The sequence below is a fragment of the Ruegeria sp. HKCCD7303 genome (genome assembly GCF_013111185.1).
In the GTDB taxonomy this organism is placed as follows: domain Bacteria; phylum Pseudomonadota; class Alphaproteobacteria; order Rhodobacterales; family Rhodobacteraceae; genus Ruegeria.
Map to the genome: position 1 here is coordinate 287,441 of NZ_WVRE01000004.1, position 16,621 is coordinate 304,061.

The window sequence follows — 16,621 nt, forward strand, 5'->3', positions numbered from 1 at the left end:
ACTATGTTCAACAAAATCCTGATTGCCAACCGGGGTGAGATAGCCTGCCGCGTTATGGAAACCGCTCAGAAGATAGGCGTGTCCTGCGTTGCGGTGTATTCGGACGCGGACGCCTCGGCCAAGCATGTGCAGATGGCGGATCAAGCTGTTCATATCGGTGGTGCGGCCCCTGCCGAGAGTTATCTGAAGGGCGATGTGATCATTCAGGCCGCGTTGGATACTGGTGCGCAGGCGATCCATCCCGGCTATGGGTTTCTGTCCGAAAACCCTGATTTCGTGGATGCGGTTGAGGCTGCGGGGTTGGTATTCATTGGCCCGTCGGCTGAGGCGATCCGCAAGATGGGCCTGAAAGATGCCGCCAAGGTTCTGATGGAGCAGGCCGGAGTTCCGGTGGTCCCAGGCTATCACGGTGACAATCAGGATGCCGAGCATCTGGCGGGCGCAGCGGATACCATAGGCTATCCGGTTCTTATCAAGGCCGTGGCAGGCGGTGGCGGCAAGGGCATGCGGCTTGTCGAACGGCCCGAGGATTTTGCCGCAGCGCTGGACAGCGCCCGCGGTGAGGCCAAGACCGCGTTCGGCAATGATGCGGTGCTGGTCGAGAAGTTCGTCGCCAAGCCGCGCCATATTGAGGTGCAGGTTTTTGGCGATGGCACCCATGCGGTGCATTTGTTCGAACGCGATTGCTCTTTGCAGCGGCGACATCAGAAGGTGATCGAAGAGGCTCCGGCCCCCGGCATGACGCCTGAGATGCGCGCGGCTATGGGGCAGGCTGGCGTGCGTGCCGCCGAGGCGATTGGCTACAAAGGCGCGGGCACGGTTGAGTTCATTGTGGACGCCTCGGACGGGCTGCGCCCAGACAGGTTCTGGTTCATGGAGATGAACACACGCTTGCAGGTGGAACACCCTGTGACCGAAGCGATTACGGGTGTTGATCTTGTCGAATGGCAATTGCGCGTCGCGGCGGGTGAAAGCTTGCCGAAGCAGCAGGAAGACCTGTCGATCCGGGGCCATGCGTTTGAGGCACGGCTTTATGCGGAAGATGTTCCGAAAGGGTTCCTGCCTGCGACGGGTACGCTGACGCATCTGGAATTCCCAGCCAATTGCCGCGCCGACAGTGGCGTGCGGGCAGGGGATACGATCAGCCCATGGTACGACCCGATGATTGCCAAAGTGGTTGTGCACGGGCCGACCCGCTCTGTCTCGCTTGAGACGTTGCACCGGGTTTTACAGAAAACCAAAGTTGCGGGTACCGTAACAAACCTGGCTTTCCTGGGGGCGTTGACTCGTCATGCGGGGTTTGCCTCGGGCGATGTGGATACGGGTCTGATCGGGCGGGAACTTGAGGAATTGGTTCAGGAAGCAGAACCTTCGGTCGTGGCAGTCGTTGCAGCAGCGATGACAGCCTTGGACCTGGTGAATGTCGCGCTTGAAACCGGGTTCTCTCTTTGGGCTCCGTTGCATCGCGCCGTGCAACTCTCCGCTGAGGGCGAAACCTTGGATCTGGATGTGCAAGTCGACGGGCCGGATCGACAGATTTGGCAAATGGGAGAGGATCGCGTCTTGGCCGAGCGGACCTCGGATCGCTGGACACTGAACGGTGCGCCGATGCCAGACGTTTCTGTAAGTGGGTCGACCCTGACCGTGTTTAAGGATTATGGCCGCAGCTTTGATCTGATCGACCCGCTTGATCGGGATGCCAGTGCTACGGGCGATACCAATGTGATCGAGGCGCCGATGCCAGGTCTGGTCAAAGCGGTCTTTGCGACAGCGGGTCAGGCCGTGCAAGAGGGTGATCGCTTGGCCATACTTGAGGCGATGAAGATGGAGCATTCCCTGCTGGCGGCGCGCGATGGCGTTGTGGCCGAGGTGCTGGTCGAAGATGGTGCTCAAGTCGAAGCCGGGGCAGCCTTGGTGCGGTTGGAGGAAGAGTGATCTGTACCCGCGTCGCCACACGTGGCACGGTCAGATCATCCGTTTTGAAAACAAAAAGCAGCCAGAAGGGGCACAGACATGGGTGATCAGGTCGAGATTTATGAAGTTGGGCCGCGCGATGGGCTGCAGAACGAAAAGCGTGAGATACCTGTTGCCGACAAAGTGGCACTGATCGACTGCCTCAGCCGTGCCGGGTTCCGTCGGATTGAAGTCGCAAGTTTTGTGTCACCAAAATGGGTGCCGCAGATGGCCGGGTCAGCACAAGTTCTGGCCGGGATCAACCGCGCGGATGGTGTCCGCTACGCGGCGCTAACGCCCAATATGCGTGGGTATGAGGATGCGCTGGCGGCCAAGGCAGACGAGATTGCCGTGTTTGCCTCGGCGTCCGAGGGGTTTTCCAAGGCCAATGTCAACGCGTCAATCGCGGAATCGATTGAGCGGTTCGTTCCGATTCTGGAAGCAGCGCGCCATATCGACCTGCCGGTACGCGGTTATGTCTCATGTGTGACCGATTGCCCGTATGACGGCCCAACCCCGCCCGAGAAAGTGGCCGAGGTTGCAGACCGGTTGTTTGCGCTGGGCTGCTACGAGGTCTCGTTAGGTGATACGATCGGGCAGGGAACGCCAGACAAGGTCGCACATATGCTTTTGGCGGTGCGCGAAAGGGTTCCCGTGACGCGGCTGGCGGGGCATTTCCACGACACCAATGGACGCGCAATTGACAATATCGATGCGGCGCTGGCGCTGGGCGTGCGTGTGTTCGACGCAGCCGTAGGCGGGTTGGGCGGTTGCCCCTATGCGCCGGGGGCCGAAGGCAATGTGGCCACTGAAGCCGTCGCCGAGCATTTGCAACGACTAGGATATGAAACGGGGCTGGACCTCGATGTGATTGAAGAAGCCGCGCGGATGGCAAAGGCACTAAGGGGCTGAAATGTTTGAAACACTCGCGATCTCGACCGATTCACGAGGGATAGCCACTCTGACCCTGAGCCGGGCAGAAAAGCACAACGCTTTGTCTGGTCAGATGATCACCGAGCTGACCCAGGCCGCAGAGCAATTGGGGCAGGACGATACCGTTCGGGTCGTTGTTCTGGCCGCAGCCGGAAAGAGCTTTTGCGCAGGTGGCGATCTGGGTTGGATGCAGGATCAGATGGCGGCGGATAAAGCGACCCGTTTCACCGAGGCCCGCAAGCTGGCTGAGATGCTGCAAGCTTTGAACACACTGCCCAAGCCTTTGATCGGCGCGCTACAGGGTAACGCCTTTGGCGGCGGTGTTGGGATGGCTGCTGTCTGCGACATCGCAATAGGGGTGGACAGCCTCAAGATGGGTCTGACTGAAACCCGGCTGGGCCTGATCCCTGCCACCATCGGGCCTTACGTCATCGCCCGTATGGGCGAAGCGCGTGCGCGCAGAGTGTTTATGTCGGCCCGATTGTTCGATGCTGCAGAAGCTGTTGAGCTGGGCTTGCTGGCAAAGACGGTGTCCGCGGAACAGCTTGCGGATGCGATAGAGGACGAAATTCGCCCCTATCTGTCATGCGCGCCCGGCGCGGTTGCCTCGGCCAAAGAGCTGATCAGAACTCTGGGCCCGCGCATTGATGACGCTGTGATAGACCAGACCATTGGGGAACTGGTTGAACGCTGGGAAACGGAAGAGGCGCGTGAAGGAATTGCGGCGTTCTTCGAAAAACGAAAACCTGCATGGAATAAGTAGGTTTAACAAAGAACCGCTTGGCCTTGGCAAGAAACCCCACTGCGATTCTATGCCGCGCTGTCAAGCGCATGTTTGATGTCGTGGGGCACTGTGTTCGGTTGACCCCCTGACCCCGCAGGGATAGAGAATGTCCAGTCAACACGCCAATTGACGGCGCACCCTTTTGGGATATGCGCAGGAAAGGAGCTATTCGTGGAAGACCTGCTGCGGGAGTACCTCCCGATTCTGGTGTTTCTGGCCGTTGCCGTTGGCCTTGGGATCGTCCTGATTCTGGCTGCTGTGGTTCTGGCCGTCCGCAATCCAGACCCCGAAAAGGTCAGCGCATATGAATGTGGTTTCAATGCCTTCGACGATGCGCGGATGAAATTCGATGTCCGGTTCTATCTGGTGTCGATTCTTTTCATCATCTTCGATCTTGAAATCGCCTTCCTGTTCCCTTGGGCCGTCGGCTTCAAGGACATCAGCGATGTCGGATTTTGGTCGATGATGGTGTTCCTTGGTGTTCTGACCATCGGCTTTGCCTATGAGTGGAAGAAGGGGGCCTTGGAATGGGAGTGATGACGGGTGCAAACATTGCTGGCGTCGACAAAGAAGTCGCCACCCAGGCCCTGAACGCTGAGCTGCAGGATAAGGGCTTCTTGCTGACCTCGACCGAGGACATCATCAACTGGGCGCGCACCGGGTCGCTGCATTGGATGACCTTTGGTCTGGCCTGCTGCGCGGTTGAAATGATGCATACCTCGATGCCCCGTTATGATGCGGAACGGTTTGGTATCGCGCCGCGTGCGTCCCCACGCCAGTCAGACGTGATGATCGTGGCAGGCACGCTGACCAACAAGATGGCCCCGGCGCTTCGTAAAGTTTACGACCAGATGCCCGAGCCGCGTTATGTGATCTCGATGGGATCCTGCGCCAATGGCGGTGGCTATTATCACTACTCTTACTCGGTCGTACGTGGCTGTGACCGGGTTGTGCCTGTGGACATTTACGTGCCGGGCTGCCCTCCGACCGCTGAGGCGTTGCTGTATGGTCTGATGCAACTGCAACGCAAAATCCGCCGTACCGGCACCATCGTCCGCTGAGGAGAGAGTTGATGAGCGAAGCACTCAAAGAACTCGGCGCACAGCTGGAGCTGAAGCGGGCCGATTGCGTCTTGTCCTGGGATGTCACCCATGGAGAGCTGAATGTCGATGTGGCGCCGTCAAACCTGGTTGAATTTATCGAATTTCTGAAAAGCGACCGGTCTTGCCAGTTTTCAACCCTGGTGGACATCACCGGTGTCGATTATCCCGAACGCGCCAAGCGGTTCGATGTGGTCTATCACTTCCTGTCGATGTACCAGAATCAACGCATCCGCCTGCGGGTTTCGATCCGCGAGGAGGACATGGTGCCCTCGATCGTCGATGTTCACCCCTCGGCCAATTGGTTCGAGCGTGAGGTGTTCGACATGTTTGGCATCCTGTTCTCGGGTCACCCGGATCTGCGGCGTATCCTGACAGACTATGGTTTCCGCGGCTATCCGCTGCGCAAGGACTTTCCGACCACCGGATATACCGAGGTTCGCTATGACGAGGCGCAAAAACGCGTGGTCTACGAACCCGTCAGTCTGGTGCAGGAATACCGACAATTCGATTTCATGTCCCCATGGGAAGGTGCCAACTACATTCTGCCAGGGGATGAGAAACAGGAGACCTAATCATGTTCGAGTTCCTGATCTGGATTGTTTTGGTGGTTGCAACGGTTGTACCGATGATCAAGCTGCTGCCGCATTTCGGGATCAACAAGAACTGGGCGTTTGCGTGCATCATCTCTCCGGTCGTGATTGTCCTCCTTTGGATGATGGCCATGAAATTGCAAGAGATGGAGCGGCGTTGACATGATAGGTGAACTGATCGTTTTGGGCGCTTTGGGCGTCTTGCTTGCAGGGGCCGCTGCCAAAGCGGCCGAAGCCGAAAAGGTCCGGGTGCGGGCTGAGGCGAAAAAGAAGAAACGAGGGCGTTGATGGACGGCTCAAGATACGATGATGGCAGCACGGACGCGCTGAGCGGAGAACAGAAGATCCGCAACTTCAACATCAACTTCGGCCCGCAACACCCTGCGGCGCACGGGGTTCTGCGTCTGGTTCTCGAGCTGGACGGCGAGATCGTCGAACGTTGCGATCCACATATCGGCCTGCTGCACCGTGGTACCGAAAAGCTGATGGAAAGTCGGACATATCTGCAGAACCTGCCGTATTTCGACCGTCTGGATTATGTGGCGCCGATGAACCAGGAACATGCCTGGTGTTTGGCCATCGAAAAGCTGACCGGTGTCGAAGTACCGCGTCGGGGTTCGCTGATCCGGGTTTTGTATTCCGAAATCGGGCGCATCCTGAATCACCTGCTGAATGTGACCACCCAGGCAATGGATGTAGGTGCTCTGACCCCGCCGCTCTGGGGCTTTGAAGAGCGCGAAAAGCTGATGGTGTTCTATGAGCGCGCCTGTGGAGCCCGCCTGCACGCCGCCTATTTCCGCCCTGGCGGTGTCCATCAGGACCTGCCGCCGGAACTGCTGGACGATATCGAGGCGTGGAGCCACGAGTTCCCCGCCGTTCTGGACGACATTGACGGATTGCTGACCGAAAACCGCATCTTCAAACAGCGCAACGCTGATATTGGCGTTGTGACCGAGGATGACATCCAGAAATACGGCTTCTCGGGCGTGATGGTCCGTGGGTCCGGTCTGGCTTGGGACTTGCGCCGTGCGCAGCCCTACGAATGCTATAACGAATTCGAATTCCAGATCCCCGTCGGTAAAAATGGCGACTGCTATGACCGTTATCTCTGCCGCATGGAAGAGATGCGCCAGTCGCTGTTGATCATCCGTCAGGCCATCGCCAAGATTCGTGAATGCCCGGGTGACGTTCTGGCCCGTGGCAAGATCACCCCGCCGAAACGGTCAGACATGAAGACCTCGATGGAGAGCCTGATCCATCACTTCAAACTGTATACCGAAGGCTTCCATGTCCCCGCAGGCGAGGTCTACGCCGCGGTCGAAGCCCCCAAGGGCGAATTCGGCGTCTATCTGGTCGCCGACGGCACCAATAAGCCTTACAGGGCCAAACTGCGCGCGCCGGGCTTTCTGCACCTGCAAGCCATGGACCACGTTGCCGGAGGTCACCAATTGGCTGACGTCGCCGCCATCATCGGAACCATGGATGTAGTGTTTGGGGAGATTGATCGCTAATGGATTGGCTTACAAATAATGCCGAAGAAATCAGGTTAATCTCAACTGTTCTCGGTATCGTAGCGGCACTTTTTGGGTTCTATAAGTTCTACCTGCAAAGGGTTGAACAATCCCAGAAATTAGATGCGGAACGGCGTCAGCAGACGATAAGCAGTTGGCGCAAGGCAAAACTCCAAGAGATTATGACTCAATCGGATAATTTACTTTCGATAGGTCAACTCACCGAAAAGCTTAAAGCATCAGCATTTGATGTTGAATTCGATATTGAGAAAGATGACTTGAAAGAACAGACTGTGCGTTTGCTGGTCTTGGAACTGGTCCGAGATGGTATTCTGGTCCAATTCCTAAAGGATATCTATGGACTCAAATTGCTACCATACAATCCAGCCGCGCAGTTGACCGCAGATCAAGTCAAGGGAAACCAGGCTTTGCGCGCAGCGTTTGCGAAAATAGTTGACTTTCCAGGCAGATATGACAGTGCCCGATTGTTCGACGAAGTCGGCGTGGAGGCGGGGTTGTCCAAAGCGGACTTTTTGCTGGCGATAAGCGACTTCGAGAGAATGAATCTAGCTAGCAAAAATGCTGAGGGTTTTTGGTCACCCAATTCAAGCTCTTCGGTACCGAATTAGTGCATAGCGAAGTTACAGAGAGAACATGAGATAGCCGAGATGCTCCGTCGCCTCCATTCAGATCAACCCGAAAGCTTCGCTTTTACCGCTGCCAACCAGCAATGGGCCGAAGCTCAGATCACCAAATACCCCGAAGGCCGTCAGGCCAGCGCGGTCATCCCGCTGCTTTGGCGCGCGCAAGAGCAGGAGGGCTGGCTAAGCCGTCCGGCGATTGAATCTGTTGCCGACATGCTGGGCATGGCCTATATCCGCGTGCTCGAGGTCGCTTCGTTCTATTTCATGTTCCAACTGCAACCGGTTGGGTCTGTTGCACATATTCAGGTCTGCGGCACGACCTCCTGCATGATCTGCGGGGCCGAAGATCTGATTGCGGTGTGCAAGGAAAAGATCGCAGCCAAGCCGCATGAGCTGTCTGCCGATGGCAAGTTGAGTTGGGAAGAGGTCGAATGCCTCGGCTCCTGCACCAACGCTCCGATGGCCCAGATCGGCAAGGATTACTACGAAGACCTGACGGCTGAGAGTTTTGGCAGGATCATCGACGATCTGGTCGCTGGCAAGGTGCCGACGCCTGGACCGCAGAATGGGCGCTATGCGGCTGAGCCGTTGAAGGGGCTGAGCAGCTTGTCGGAATATGAAGCTGGAAAGCCGGAACACAACGCAAGCGTTGAGCTGGCGACGGATCTGGGCGACACGGTCAAGCGCATCGACGGAACCGAAGTGCCGATCCTGACGCCGTGGTTGGGCAAGGATGGCAAGCAGGCTAGGGCCTCGGCTGCGGCGAAGCCTCCCAAAGCACCAGAACCCGCGAAACCGGCGGTGAAGCAAGCGGAAGAAGCAAAAGCCAAGGCCGAGCCGGAAGCTGTCAAAGAAGACGCGCCCAGAACGCTGAACGAGGCCCGAGGCGGATTGCCGGACGACCTCAAGCTGCTGAAAGGCGTTGGTCCCAAGCTGGAAGAAACGCTGAATGAGCTGGGTTTCTATCACTACGACCAGATCGCATCCTGGACACCCGAACATGTGGCCTGGGTTGATGCACGCCTGAAGTTCAAGGGCCGGATCGAACGCGACGGCTGGATCGAACAGGCGGCCAAGCTTGCGGCGGGTGAAGAAACCGAATTCGCCAAACGTGCCAAGGAAGACGGCACCTACGAAGACTAAGCGGATGCCCACCCGGGGCATCAGGGAAAGATGGACAAAGATAAGGAACAGGCCATAGCCCGCAAGGGTCGACACATCGGAGTGGTCATCGCCGTGACCATGCTGATCTGGCTTGCCATGAACCTGTTCATCGGCCCCGCGCTGGGTTTGACCACCCGGCACGCTCTGCTGTTTGATCTCGCTGCTTTGGCGGGTTTCATCTATGCGGGCATCAACATTTTTCAACTCTGGCGCATGCGTCAGGACAGCTGAAGGTAACACGCGATGCTGAAGGATCAGGACCGGATCTTTACCAACATCTACGGGATGCATGAGCGCACGCTGAAAGGCGCGCAGGCCCGCGGGCATTGGGACGGCACTGCTGGCCTGATCGAAAAGGGCCGTGATTGGATCATTCAGACGATGAAAGACTCGGGTTTGCGCGGTCGCGGCGGTGCGGGCTTTCCGACGGGCCTGAAATGGTCGTTCATGCCCAAGGAAAGCGACGGTCGTCCGGCTTATCTGGTGGTGAACGCGGATGAATCCGAGCCCGGCACCTGCAAAGACCGCGAAATCATGCGCCATGACCCGCATACGCTGATCGAAGGCTGTCTGATCGCGTCTTTCGCTATGAACGCGCATACTTGCTACATCTACCTGCGCGGCGAATACATCCGCGAGCGCGAGGCGCTACAGGCCGCGATTGATGAGGCTTATGACGCCGGTCTGCTGGGTAAAAACGCGGCGGGTTCAGGCTGGGATTTCGATCTGTTCCTGCATCACGGTGCGGGCGCCTATATCTGCGGTGAGGAAACCGCGCTGATCGAAAGCCTTGAGGGCAAAAAGGGCATGCCGCGGATGAAACCTCCGTTCCCGGCAGGGGCTGGCCTCTATGGCTGCCCGACCACGGTGAACAACGTGGAATCGATTGCCGTCGTGCCGACCATCCTGCGCCGAGGCGCGGACTGGTTCGCAGGCTTTGGCCGTCAGAACAACGCGGGCACAAAGCTGTTTGCGATCTCGGGCCATGTGAACAACCCTTGCGTCGTGGAAGAGGCGATGTCGATTTCCTTCGAGGACCTGATCGAAACCCATTGCGGTGGCATTCGCGGTGGATGGGACAACCTGTTGGCGGTTATCCCGGGTGGCTCGTCTGTTCCTTGCGTGCGCGGTGAAAACATGCGCGACGCGATCATGGATTTTGACTACCTGCGCAATGATCTGGGCTCGGGCCTTGGTACGGCTGCGGTGATCGTGATGGACAAGTCGACGGACATCATCAAGGCGATCTGGCGGCTGTCGAAATTCTACAAGCACGAAAGCTGCGGTCAGTGCACGCCATGCCGGGAAGGCACCGGCTGGATGATGCGCGTTATGGATCGTCTGGTGCGCGGCGAGGCCGAGTTGGAAGAGATCGACATGCTGTTTGATGTGACCAAACAGGTCGAAGGCCATACCATCTGTGCTTTGGGTGACGCGGCCGCCTGGCCGATCCAGGGCCTGATCCGCAACTTCCGGGAAGAGATCGAGGACCGCATCAAGGCCCAGAAATCGGGCCGCATGGGTGCGATGGCAGCGGAGTAAACCGAATGGAAGCCTTTGCTGAATATTCACACGCCATAGCATCCGTTGTGTTCTTCACATTGGTCGTTTTGTTTCTGGCCCCGTTTTCCGCGTTGGCCAAGCAGGGCAAGGGCTTGGCACCTGGTGCCACGCCCGAGCAGGATTATGGCGATCAAGCCTATCGTCTGAACCGGGCCTATCTGAACGGGACCGAAACGCTCCCGGCGTTTCTAACCGTTGTTGTGGCGGCAATTTTGCTGGGGGTCAGCCCATTCTGGGTCAACCTTCTGGCGTCGGTCGCATTGGTTGCACGGCTACTTATGCTGGTGGTGCATCTCAGAGGGATCGGCAAGCCGAACAGCGGTCTGCGCTCCGTGCTGTATGTGCTGGGCTGGGCCTGCATGTTTGTGATCGGGCTTATGGCATTGGTGGCGGCGTTTTGATGGCGACATGGCGGAACAAAAAACAATGAGGGAATGTATGAAGGCCCCTAAAACTCTTGTTGTTGTGCTGGCTTTGGCAAGTGTGTCTGCCTGTGGTCTGATCAGACCGTCAGAGGACCGTATTCTGTTCGATGGCAAGGCGTTTCGGACCAAAGCCAAAGCGGTCGACAAAAAGAACTCACCTGCTGAGTTTACTGTTGTCGTCAAAGGTGTATCGGCGTCATTGGACGGTGCGCGCGAAGCTGGACGGCACGAGGGCACAAAGTTCTGCGTCCAGAATTTCGGGTCGTCGCGGATCAATTGGAAAGTGGGGCCAGACACAGAACCGCAGCAGCTTACCATTGCCGACGACCAACTCACATTTGCAGGAACTTGCCAACGGCCATGATGACCGGTGTTTTTGCATATCGTGACGTGTCGCGCATGGCGTTATTGCCTAGCAGACGCACATTCCTTCGTCTTGGACAGTCCAAGACGAAAGGAAAACCCATGTCATTTGCAAAAACAGTCGCTCTGGCCGCTTTGATGGCTTTCCCTGCCGCAGCAGATGCAAAGCCGCCCTTGAGGGAAGTCAAAGAGATCGACAACGAACTCTACTACATCGCCATCGCAAACGAGATTTCGGAATTCTGCCCTTCGATCAGCGGGCGGCGACTGAAGGCGATCAGCGTGATGTGGGGGCTGCGGTCCAAGGCAAACGAATTGGGGTATTCGGATACGGAAATCCGGTCTTACGTGGAATCGGATGCGGAAAAAGACCGGATGCGCGCCAAGGGCGAGGCGTATCTGGCCTCAAACGGCGTGACGTATGAAAACCCCACCACATTCTGCACCCTGGGGCAGAAGGAAATCCAAAGAAACAGCGCAATTGGCGTTTATTTGAGGGCGAACTAGACCATGTCTGACCTCCGCAAGATCAATATCGACGGGCAGGAAATCGAAGTCGAAGGCGCGATGACCCTGATCCAGGCTTGTGAGCAAGCCGGGGTAGAAGTGCCGCGCTTCTGTTACCACGAACGTTTGTCGATCGCCGGGAACTGCCGGATGTGTCTGGTCGAGGTTGTTGGCGGCCCACCGAAGCCTGCGGCCTCGTGCGCGATGCAGGTTCGGGACCTGCGTCCCGGGCCAGAAGGGCAGCCGCCTGTGGTCAAGACCAACTCGCCTATGGTCAAAAAGGCCCGCGAAGGGGTGATGGAGTTCCTGCTGATCAACCACCCGCTGGATTGCCCGATTTGCGACCAGGGCGGTGAGTGCGACCTGCAGGATCAGGCGATGGCTTATGGTGTCTCGGGTTCACGCTTCAAAGAGGCGAAGCGCGCGGTCGATGATCTGGATCTTGGTCCGCTGGTTGGCACGGCGATGACCCGTTGCATCAGCTGCACCCGCTGCGTGCGTTTCACGACCGAGGTCGCTGGGATCGCTCAGATGGGTCAGACCGGGCGGGGTGAGGATGCCGAGATCACCTCGTACTTGAATCAGACTCTGGATTCGAACCTGCAGGGCAATATCATCGATCTGTGCCCGGTCGGGGCGCTGACGTCGAAACCTTACGCCTTTACTGCCCGCCCATGGGAGTTGACCAAGACAGAAAGCATCGACGTTATGGATGCCCTTGGATCGAACATCCGCGTAGATACTAAAGGGCGCGAAGTGATGCGCTTTTTGCCACGCAACCATGATGGCGTGAATGAAGAGTGGATCAGCGACAAGACCCGCTTCGTCTGGGATGGCTTGCGCCGCCAGCGATTGGATCGGCCGTATATCCGAGAGAACGGCAAGTTGCGCCCGGCTACATGGCCCGAGGCGCTGACCAAAGCTGCTGAGGCACTGAAAGGGGCTGAAAAGCTTGCGGGGATCGTAGGTGATCTGACCTCGGTCGAAGCAACCTTTGCCCTGAAGCAGATGATCGAAGGGCAGGGCGGTGTTGTCGAATGCCGCACCGATGGGGCCAAGTTGCCTGCGGGCAATCGGGGTGCCTATGCCGGAACTGCTGCAATCGAAGATATCGATACGGCGGAACGTATTCTGTTGATCGGTACCAACCCGCGTGATGAAGCCCCTGTTCTGAACGCGCGAATCCGCAAAGCCTGGACGCACGGGGCCGAGGTGGCTCTGGTCGGTCCGGCAGTCGATCTGACCTATGACTATCATCACATGGGCGATGATCGTGCGGCCTTGCAGAAGGTCGTCGACATGGGGGGCAATGAGGCCATCAAAGGTAAGCCTTCGCTGGTCATCGTAGGGCAAGGCGCGTTGCAAGAGGCAGATGGCGAGGCCGTTCTGGCGGCGGCGCAAATCATTGCAACCAATACAGAAAGCGGGTTGATCGTACTGCATACGGCGGCCTCACGCGTGGGCGCGATGGATGTAGATGCAACCAACGAAGGTGGCATGGATCCAATCAGCGCAGCGGACGTAATCTATAACCTCGGCGCGGATGAGGTCGAGATCGGTGAAGGTGCGTTTGTCATATATCAAGGCAGCCATGGGGACCGGGGTGCGCACCGCGCCGACGTGATCCTGCCGGGCGCGGCTTATACCGAGGAAAACGGTCTGTTCGTGAACACCGAAGGTCGCCCGCAACTGGCCATGCGCGCTGGTTTTGCACCGGGCGGCGCCAAAGAAAACTGGGCGATTCTGCGTGCGCTTTCGGCCGAGCTGGGTGCAACACTACCCTTCGACACGCTGGCGCAATTGCGGACCCTGCTGATCGAGGCCGTGCCACATCTGGCGCAGATCGATGAGGTCATCGAAAACGAAGTCCAGCCGCTCGACACAGCGCCGCTGGGTCAGGCCACGTTCCGCAACGCGGTCAAGGATTTCTACCTGACCAACCCGATTGCCCGTGCGTCTCAACTTATGGCCGAGCTTTCGGCACAGGCCCAGGCGCGTCAGGCCGAAAAGATCGCGGCGGAATGAACCAGAACCGTTTCATATCGCTTGCAAAAGCGGCTGCCGGGTGGCAGTTCGCCGCGCTGGATTTGTGTGTGAAACTTAAGATTAAGGGTAGCGCAGAAGCAGCAGATGCTGTTTACACCAACGCGCCGACCCAGTCGCTCTTTGCGCAGGCATCTGGCCTTTGCATCGCGGGCGGAAAACGGAATACCCACGGTGTGAGGACCAATGGCTGAATTCTTTAACACCCCAGGCGGAATAGCCATCATCATTCTAGCGCAAGTGCTTGCCGTTGTAGCGTTCGTGATGATCTCGCTTTTGTTCCTTGTTTACGGCGACCGCAAGATCTGGGCCGCTGTCCAGATGCGCCGAGGTCCGAACGTTGTAGGCGCTTACGGCCTGCTGCAATCGGTGGCCGACGCGCTGAAATACGTGGTGAAAGAGGTCGTCATCCCTGCTGGGGCAGACCGGACCGTCTTTATCCTTGCGCCGCTGACCAGCTTTGTTCTGGCGATGATCGCCTGGGCTGTAATTCCGTTCAACGATGGCTGGGTGCTGTCGGATATCAACGTTGCCATTCTCTATGTTTTCGCTGTGTCTTCTTTGGAAGTTTATGGCGTGATTATGGGTGGTTGGGCGTCGAACTCAAAGTACCCGTTCCTTGGCTCGCTGCGCTCTGCCGCGCAGATGATTTCTTACGAAGTCTCCATCGGTCTGATTATCATCGGTGTGATCATCTCGACCGGGTCGATGAACTTTGGCGACATCGTGCGTGCGCAGGACGGCTCGTTTGGGTTCTTCAGCTGGTATTGGCTGCCGCACTTCCCGATGGTGTTCCTGTTCTTCATCTCGGCATTGGCAGAAACTAACCGCCCGCCGTTCGACCTGCCCGAGGCGGAATCGGAACTGGTGGCCGGTTATCAGGTCGAATACTCGGCCACGCCATTCCTGCTGTTCATGGCGGGCGAATATATCGCCATCTTCCTGATGTGCGCCCTGACCACGCTGCTGTTCTTTGGCGGCTGGCTGTCGCCGATCCCGGGACTGCCGGATGGCGTGCTGTGGATGGTCGCCAAGATGGCGTTCTTCTTCTTCATCTTCGCGATGGTGAAGGCGATCACGCCTCGATACCGGTATGACCAGCTGATGCGCTTGGGCTGGAAAGTGTTCCTGCCGTTCTCGCTGGCTTGGGTGGTCTTCGTGGCTTTTGCTGCAAAATTCGACTGGTTCTGGGGCGCGTTTGCCCGTTGGAGCGTGGGAGGCTGATATGACGCAAATCGATTACACCCGCGCTGCCAAGTATTTCCTGCTTCAGGACTTCTGGGTCGGTATGAAATTGGGGCTGAAGTACTTTTTTGCCCCGAAAGCCACCGTGAACTATCCACACGAAAAGGGCCCTCTCAGCCCGCGCTTCCGTGGCGAACACGCCCTGCGCCGTTATCCCAACGGTGAAGAACGCTGTATCGCTTGCAAACTGTGCGAAGCGGTTTGTCCGGCGCAGGCCATCACCATCGACGCCGAACCGCGCGAGGACGGCAGCCGCCGCACCACGCGCTATGACATCGACATGACCAAGTGCATCTATTGCGGTTTCTGCCAAGAGGCCTGCCCGGTCGATGCCATCGTCGAAGGCCCGAATTTCGAATTCGCCACCGAGACCCGTGAAGAGCTGTTCTACGACAAGGAAAAACTGCTGGATAACGGCGAACGCTGGGAAGCCGAGATCGCCCGCAACTTGGAACTGGACGCACCGTACCGATGAGTGACAGCCCGAAAAATCCGTTCGAGCTGATGATGAAGCAGGCTCAGGACATGGCCAAGGCGATGAACCCGGCGATGGAGAATTTCTCGCCCAAGGGGTTCGAGGCGCTGTGGCCGACCATGCCCAAAGAGGTCATGGAGATGATGTTCGGTAACACCGTCAATAAAGACGGGCTGGATGCCAAAACCCGCCTGCTGCTGACGCTGGCCGGGCTGACCTGTCAGGGCGCGCAAGCGGATAGTGCCGTGCGCCAAACTGTGCGCCACGCGCTGGAAGCGGGTGCCAAGAAACAAGAGATCGTGGAAACGATCGGTCAGATGTCGGTCTTTGCCGGCATCCCGGCCATGACCCGTGCGCTGGATCTGGCGCAAGAGGCCATGGGCGACAACGAGGATGAGGATCAATGACCGTCTTTGCCTTCTATCTGTTTGCCATCAGCGCCATCACCGGCGGACTGTTCACGGTGATCAGCCGCCAGCCGGTGCACTCGGTGCTGTGGCTGATCCTGTCCTTCCTGTCGGCGGCGGGGCTGTTCGTGCTGCTGGGGGCCGAGTTCGTGGCTATGCTGCTGATCATCGTCTATGTTGGCGCGGTTGCGGTTCTTTTCCTGTTCGTGGTGATGATGCTGGACGTTGACTTTGCCGAGCTCAAGGCCGAGATGGCGCGCTATATGCCGCTGGCCTTGCTGATCGGTCTGGTCATCCTGATGCAGTTCGTCATGGCCTTTGGCGCATGGGACAGCGCGCAGGGTGCTGCGGCCAATCTGGCCCAGCCGGTTCCAGCAGACCGCCATAACACCGAGGCGCTCGGCGTCATCCTTTACGATCAATACTTCCTTCTGTTCCAACTGGCGGGCCTGATCCTGCTGGTGGCGATGATCGGTGCTATCGTGCTGACCCTGCGCCACCGTCAGGACATCAAGCGTCAGGACATCGTCGGCCAGATGATGCGCGACCCGGCCAAGGCGATGGAGTTGAAGGACGTGAAACCGGGGCAGGGACTTTGAGACGATGATCGGACTTGAACACTATCTTACGGTCGCGGCGACGCTGTTCGTCATCGGCATCTTCGGTCTCTTCCTGAACCGCAAGAACGTCATCATCCTGCTGATGAGCATCGAACTGATGCTGTTGGCGGTGAATATCAACCTCGTGGCGTTTTCCAGTTTCCTCGGCGATCTGGTTGGGCAGGTGTTTACGCTGTTCGTGCTGACCGTTGCGGCAGCCGAGGCGGCGATTGGTCTGGCCATTCTGGTCTGCTTCTTCCGCAACCGTGGCACCATCGCGGTTGAAGACGTCAATATGATGAAGGGCTAAGA

Annotated in this window: 22 protein-coding genes; all 22 read left to right on the forward strand. The window is 57.9% G+C overall.

Annotated elements, in window-relative coordinates:
• Positions 1 to 3: 3 nt before the first annotated feature.
• Positions 4 to 1,935, forward strand: coding sequence for an acetyl/propionyl/methylcrotonyl-CoA carboxylase subunit alpha (locus GS630_RS13215; protein ID WP_171712053.1), 1,932 nt, complete (start codon positions 4 to 6; stop codon positions 1,933 to 1,935).
• A gap of 78 nt (positions 1,936 to 2,013) precedes the next feature.
• A complete protein-coding gene (locus GS630_RS13220; RefSeq protein ID WP_171237286.1) occupies positions 2,014 to 2,865 on the forward strand; it encodes a hydroxymethylglutaryl-CoA lyase in 852 nt (283 codons plus the stop codon).
• A gap of 1 nt (position 2,866) precedes the next feature.
• Positions 2,867 to 3,649 (forward strand): crotonase/enoyl-CoA hydratase family protein, encoded by a 783-nt coding sequence (locus GS630_RS13225; RefSeq protein WP_171620673.1) that lies wholly within the window; start codon positions 2,867 to 2,869, stop codon positions 3,647 to 3,649.
• Between the two features lie 192 nt (positions 3,650 to 3,841).
• Complete coding sequence (locus tag GS630_RS13230) at positions 3,842 to 4,207, forward strand: NADH-quinone oxidoreductase subunit A (RefSeq protein WP_050602775.1); 366 nt, start codon at positions 3,842 to 3,844, stop codon at positions 4,205 to 4,207.
• Positions 4,198 to 4,731 (forward strand): NADH-quinone oxidoreductase subunit B family protein, encoded by a 534-nt coding sequence (locus GS630_RS13235; protein WP_171175173.1) that lies wholly within the window; start codon positions 4,198 to 4,200, stop codon positions 4,729 to 4,731. The genes GS630_RS13230 and GS630_RS13235 overlap by 10 nt, the downstream gene beginning before the upstream one ends.
• A gap of 11 nt (positions 4,732 to 4,742) precedes the next feature.
• Entirely contained in the window at positions 4,743 to 5,345 is a 603-nt protein-coding gene (locus tag GS630_RS13240; protein ID WP_171175171.1) for an NADH-quinone oxidoreductase subunit C, read from the forward strand.
• A gap of 2 nt (positions 5,346 to 5,347) precedes the next feature.
• On the forward strand, positions 5,348 to 5,524 hold the full coding sequence (locus tag GS630_RS13245; RefSeq protein WP_170422563.1) for a hypothetical protein: 177 nt from the start codon (positions 5,348 to 5,350) through the stop codon (positions 5,522 to 5,524).
• A gap of 1 nt (position 5,525) precedes the next feature.
• The gene (locus GS630_RS22520; protein ID WP_256368700.1) at positions 5,526 to 5,651 is read left to right on the forward strand and encodes a hypothetical protein; all 126 of its coding nucleotides are present in this window, start codon (positions 5,526 to 5,528) and stop codon (positions 5,649 to 5,651) included.
• Positions 5,651 to 6,874 carry an NADH-quinone oxidoreductase subunit D gene (locus GS630_RS13250; protein ID WP_171237288.1) on the forward strand — a complete coding sequence of 408 codons (1,224 nt, stop codon included), beginning with the start codon at positions 5,651 to 5,653 and terminating at the stop codon, positions 6,872 to 6,874. The genes GS630_RS22520 and GS630_RS13250 overlap by 1 nt, the downstream gene beginning before the upstream one ends.
• The gene (locus GS630_RS13255; RefSeq protein ID WP_171712055.1) at positions 6,874 to 7,503 is read left to right on the forward strand and encodes a hypothetical protein; all 630 of its coding nucleotides are present in this window, start codon (positions 6,874 to 6,876) and stop codon (positions 7,501 to 7,503) included. The genes GS630_RS13250 and GS630_RS13255 overlap by 1 nt, the downstream gene beginning before the upstream one ends.
• Positions 7,504 to 7,542: 39 nt before the next feature.
• On the forward strand, positions 7,543 to 8,661 hold the full coding sequence (nuoE, locus tag GS630_RS13260; protein WP_171620677.1) for an NADH-quinone oxidoreductase subunit NuoE: 1,119 nt from the start codon (positions 7,543 to 7,545) through the stop codon (positions 8,659 to 8,661).
• A 30-nt stretch (positions 8,662 to 8,691) separates the two neighbouring features.
• Entirely contained in the window at positions 8,692 to 8,913 is a 222-nt protein-coding gene (locus GS630_RS13265; RefSeq protein ID WP_171092174.1) for a DUF5337 domain-containing protein, read from the forward strand.
• A 12-nt stretch (positions 8,914 to 8,925) separates the two neighbouring features.
• Positions 8,926 to 10,224: an NADH-quinone oxidoreductase subunit NuoF gene (gene nuoF, locus GS630_RS13270; RefSeq protein ID WP_170400329.1), complete on the forward strand. Its 1,299-nt coding sequence runs from the start codon at positions 8,926 to 8,928 to the stop codon at positions 10,222 to 10,224.
• 5 nt (positions 10,225 to 10,229) lie between these two features.
• Positions 10,230 to 10,646, forward strand: a complete 417-nt coding sequence (locus tag GS630_RS13275) for an MAPEG family protein (RefSeq protein ID WP_171092171.1) — start codon at positions 10,230 to 10,232, stop codon at positions 10,644 to 10,646.
• A gap of 37 nt (positions 10,647 to 10,683) precedes the next feature.
• Positions 10,684 to 11,034 (forward strand): hypothetical protein, encoded by a 351-nt coding sequence (locus GS630_RS13280; protein ID WP_171175163.1) that lies wholly within the window; start codon positions 10,684 to 10,686, stop codon positions 11,032 to 11,034.
• A gap of 101 nt (positions 11,035 to 11,135) precedes the next feature.
• On the forward strand, positions 11,136 to 11,540 hold the full coding sequence (locus tag GS630_RS13285; RefSeq protein WP_245223228.1) for a DUF5333 domain-containing protein: 405 nt from the start codon (positions 11,136 to 11,138) through the stop codon (positions 11,538 to 11,540).
• 3 nt (positions 11,541 to 11,543) lie between these two features.
• Complete coding sequence (gene nuoG, locus GS630_RS13290; RefSeq protein ID WP_171175161.1) at positions 11,544 to 13,565, forward strand: NADH-quinone oxidoreductase subunit NuoG; 2,022 nt, start codon at positions 11,544 to 11,546, stop codon at positions 13,563 to 13,565.
• Positions 13,566 to 13,769: 204 nt separating this feature from the next.
• Positions 13,770 to 14,807, forward strand: a complete 1,038-nt coding sequence (gene nuoH / locus GS630_RS13295) for an NADH-quinone oxidoreductase subunit NuoH (RefSeq protein WP_171175157.1) — start codon at positions 13,770 to 13,772, stop codon at positions 14,805 to 14,807.
• Position 14,808: 1 nt separating this feature from the next.
• Entirely contained in the window at positions 14,809 to 15,303 is a 495-nt protein-coding gene (gene nuoI, locus GS630_RS13300; protein ID WP_170343788.1) for an NADH-quinone oxidoreductase subunit NuoI, read from the forward strand.
• A complete protein-coding gene (locus tag GS630_RS13305; protein WP_171175155.1) occupies positions 15,300 to 15,710 on the forward strand; it encodes a carboxymuconolactone decarboxylase family protein in 411 nt (136 codons plus the stop codon). The genes nuoI and GS630_RS13305 overlap by 4 nt, the downstream gene beginning before the upstream one ends.
• Complete coding sequence (locus GS630_RS13310) at positions 15,707 to 16,309, forward strand: NADH-quinone oxidoreductase subunit J (RefSeq protein ID WP_170615376.1); 603 nt, start codon at positions 15,707 to 15,709, stop codon at positions 16,307 to 16,309. The genes GS630_RS13305 and GS630_RS13310 overlap by 4 nt, the downstream gene beginning before the upstream one ends.
• Positions 16,310 to 16,313: 4 nt before the next feature.
• Positions 16,314 to 16,619 carry an NADH-quinone oxidoreductase subunit NuoK gene (gene nuoK, locus GS630_RS13315; RefSeq protein WP_005984024.1) on the forward strand — a complete coding sequence of 102 codons (306 nt, stop codon included), beginning with the start codon at positions 16,314 to 16,316 and terminating at the stop codon, positions 16,617 to 16,619.
• The last annotated feature ends 2 nt before the right edge of the window (positions 16,620 to 16,621 follow it).

Bases quoted from the DNA above. Each gene is read 5' to 3' on its own strand.
- GS630_RS13255 (WP_171712055.1), top strand. From the start codon at position 6,874: ATGGATTGGCTTACAAATAATGCCGAAGAAATCAGGTTAATCTCAACT.
- GS630_RS13310 (WP_170615376.1), top strand. From the start codon at position 15,707: ATGACCGTCTTTGCCTTCTATCTGTTTGCCATCAGCGCCATCACCGGC.
- GS630_RS13225 (WP_171620673.1), top strand. From the start codon at position 2,867: ATGTTTGAAACACTCGCGATCTCGACCGATTCACGAGGGATAGCCACT.
- nuoK (WP_005984024.1), top strand. From the start codon at position 16,314: ATGATCGGACTTGAACACTATCTTACGGTCGCGGCGACGCTGTTCGTC.
- nuoI (WP_170343788.1), top strand. From the start codon at position 14,809: ATGACGCAAATCGATTACACCCGCGCTGCCAAGTATTTCCTGCTTCAG.
- GS630_RS13220 (WP_171237286.1), top strand. From the start codon at position 2,014: ATGGGTGATCAGGTCGAGATTTATGAAGTTGGGCCGCGCGATGGGCTG.
- nuoF (WP_170400329.1), top strand. From the start codon at position 8,926: ATGCTGAAGGATCAGGACCGGATCTTTACCAACATCTACGGGATGCAT.
- GS630_RS22520 (WP_256368700.1), top strand. From the start codon at position 5,526: ATGATAGGTGAACTGATCGTTTTGGGCGCTTTGGGCGTCTTGCTTGCA.
- nuoE (WP_171620677.1), top strand. From the start codon at position 7,543: ATGCTCCGTCGCCTCCATTCAGATCAACCCGAAAGCTTCGCTTTTACC.
- GS630_RS13285 (WP_245223228.1), top strand. From the start codon at position 11,136: ATGTCATTTGCAAAAACAGTCGCTCTGGCCGCTTTGATGGCTTTCCCT.
- GS630_RS13245 (WP_170422563.1), top strand. From the start codon at position 5,348: ATGTTCGAGTTCCTGATCTGGATTGTTTTGGTGGTTGCAACGGTTGTA.
- nuoH (WP_171175157.1), top strand. From the start codon at position 13,770: ATGGCTGAATTCTTTAACACCCCAGGCGGAATAGCCATCATCATTCTA.
- GS630_RS13240 (WP_171175171.1), top strand. From the start codon at position 4,743: ATGAGCGAAGCACTCAAAGAACTCGGCGCACAGCTGGAGCTGAAGCGG.
- nuoG (WP_171175161.1), top strand. From the start codon at position 11,544: ATGTCTGACCTCCGCAAGATCAATATCGACGGGCAGGAAATCGAAGTC.
- GS630_RS13265 (WP_171092174.1), top strand. From the start codon at position 8,692: ATGGACAAAGATAAGGAACAGGCCATAGCCCGCAAGGGTCGACACATC.
- GS630_RS13305 (WP_171175155.1), top strand. From the start codon at position 15,300: ATGAGTGACAGCCCGAAAAATCCGTTCGAGCTGATGATGAAGCAGGCT.
- GS630_RS13275 (WP_171092171.1), top strand. From the start codon at position 10,230: ATGGAAGCCTTTGCTGAATATTCACACGCCATAGCATCCGTTGTGTTC.
- GS630_RS13235 (WP_171175173.1), top strand. From the start codon at position 4,198: ATGGGAGTGATGACGGGTGCAAACATTGCTGGCGTCGACAAAGAAGTC.
- GS630_RS13280 (WP_171175163.1), top strand. From the start codon at position 10,684: ATGAAGGCCCCTAAAACTCTTGTTGTTGTGCTGGCTTTGGCAAGTGTG.
- GS630_RS13215 (WP_171712053.1), top strand. From the start codon at position 4: ATGTTCAACAAAATCCTGATTGCCAACCGGGGTGAGATAGCCTGCCGC.
- GS630_RS13250 (WP_171237288.1), top strand. From the start codon at position 5,651: ATGGACGGCTCAAGATACGATGATGGCAGCACGGACGCGCTGAGCGGA.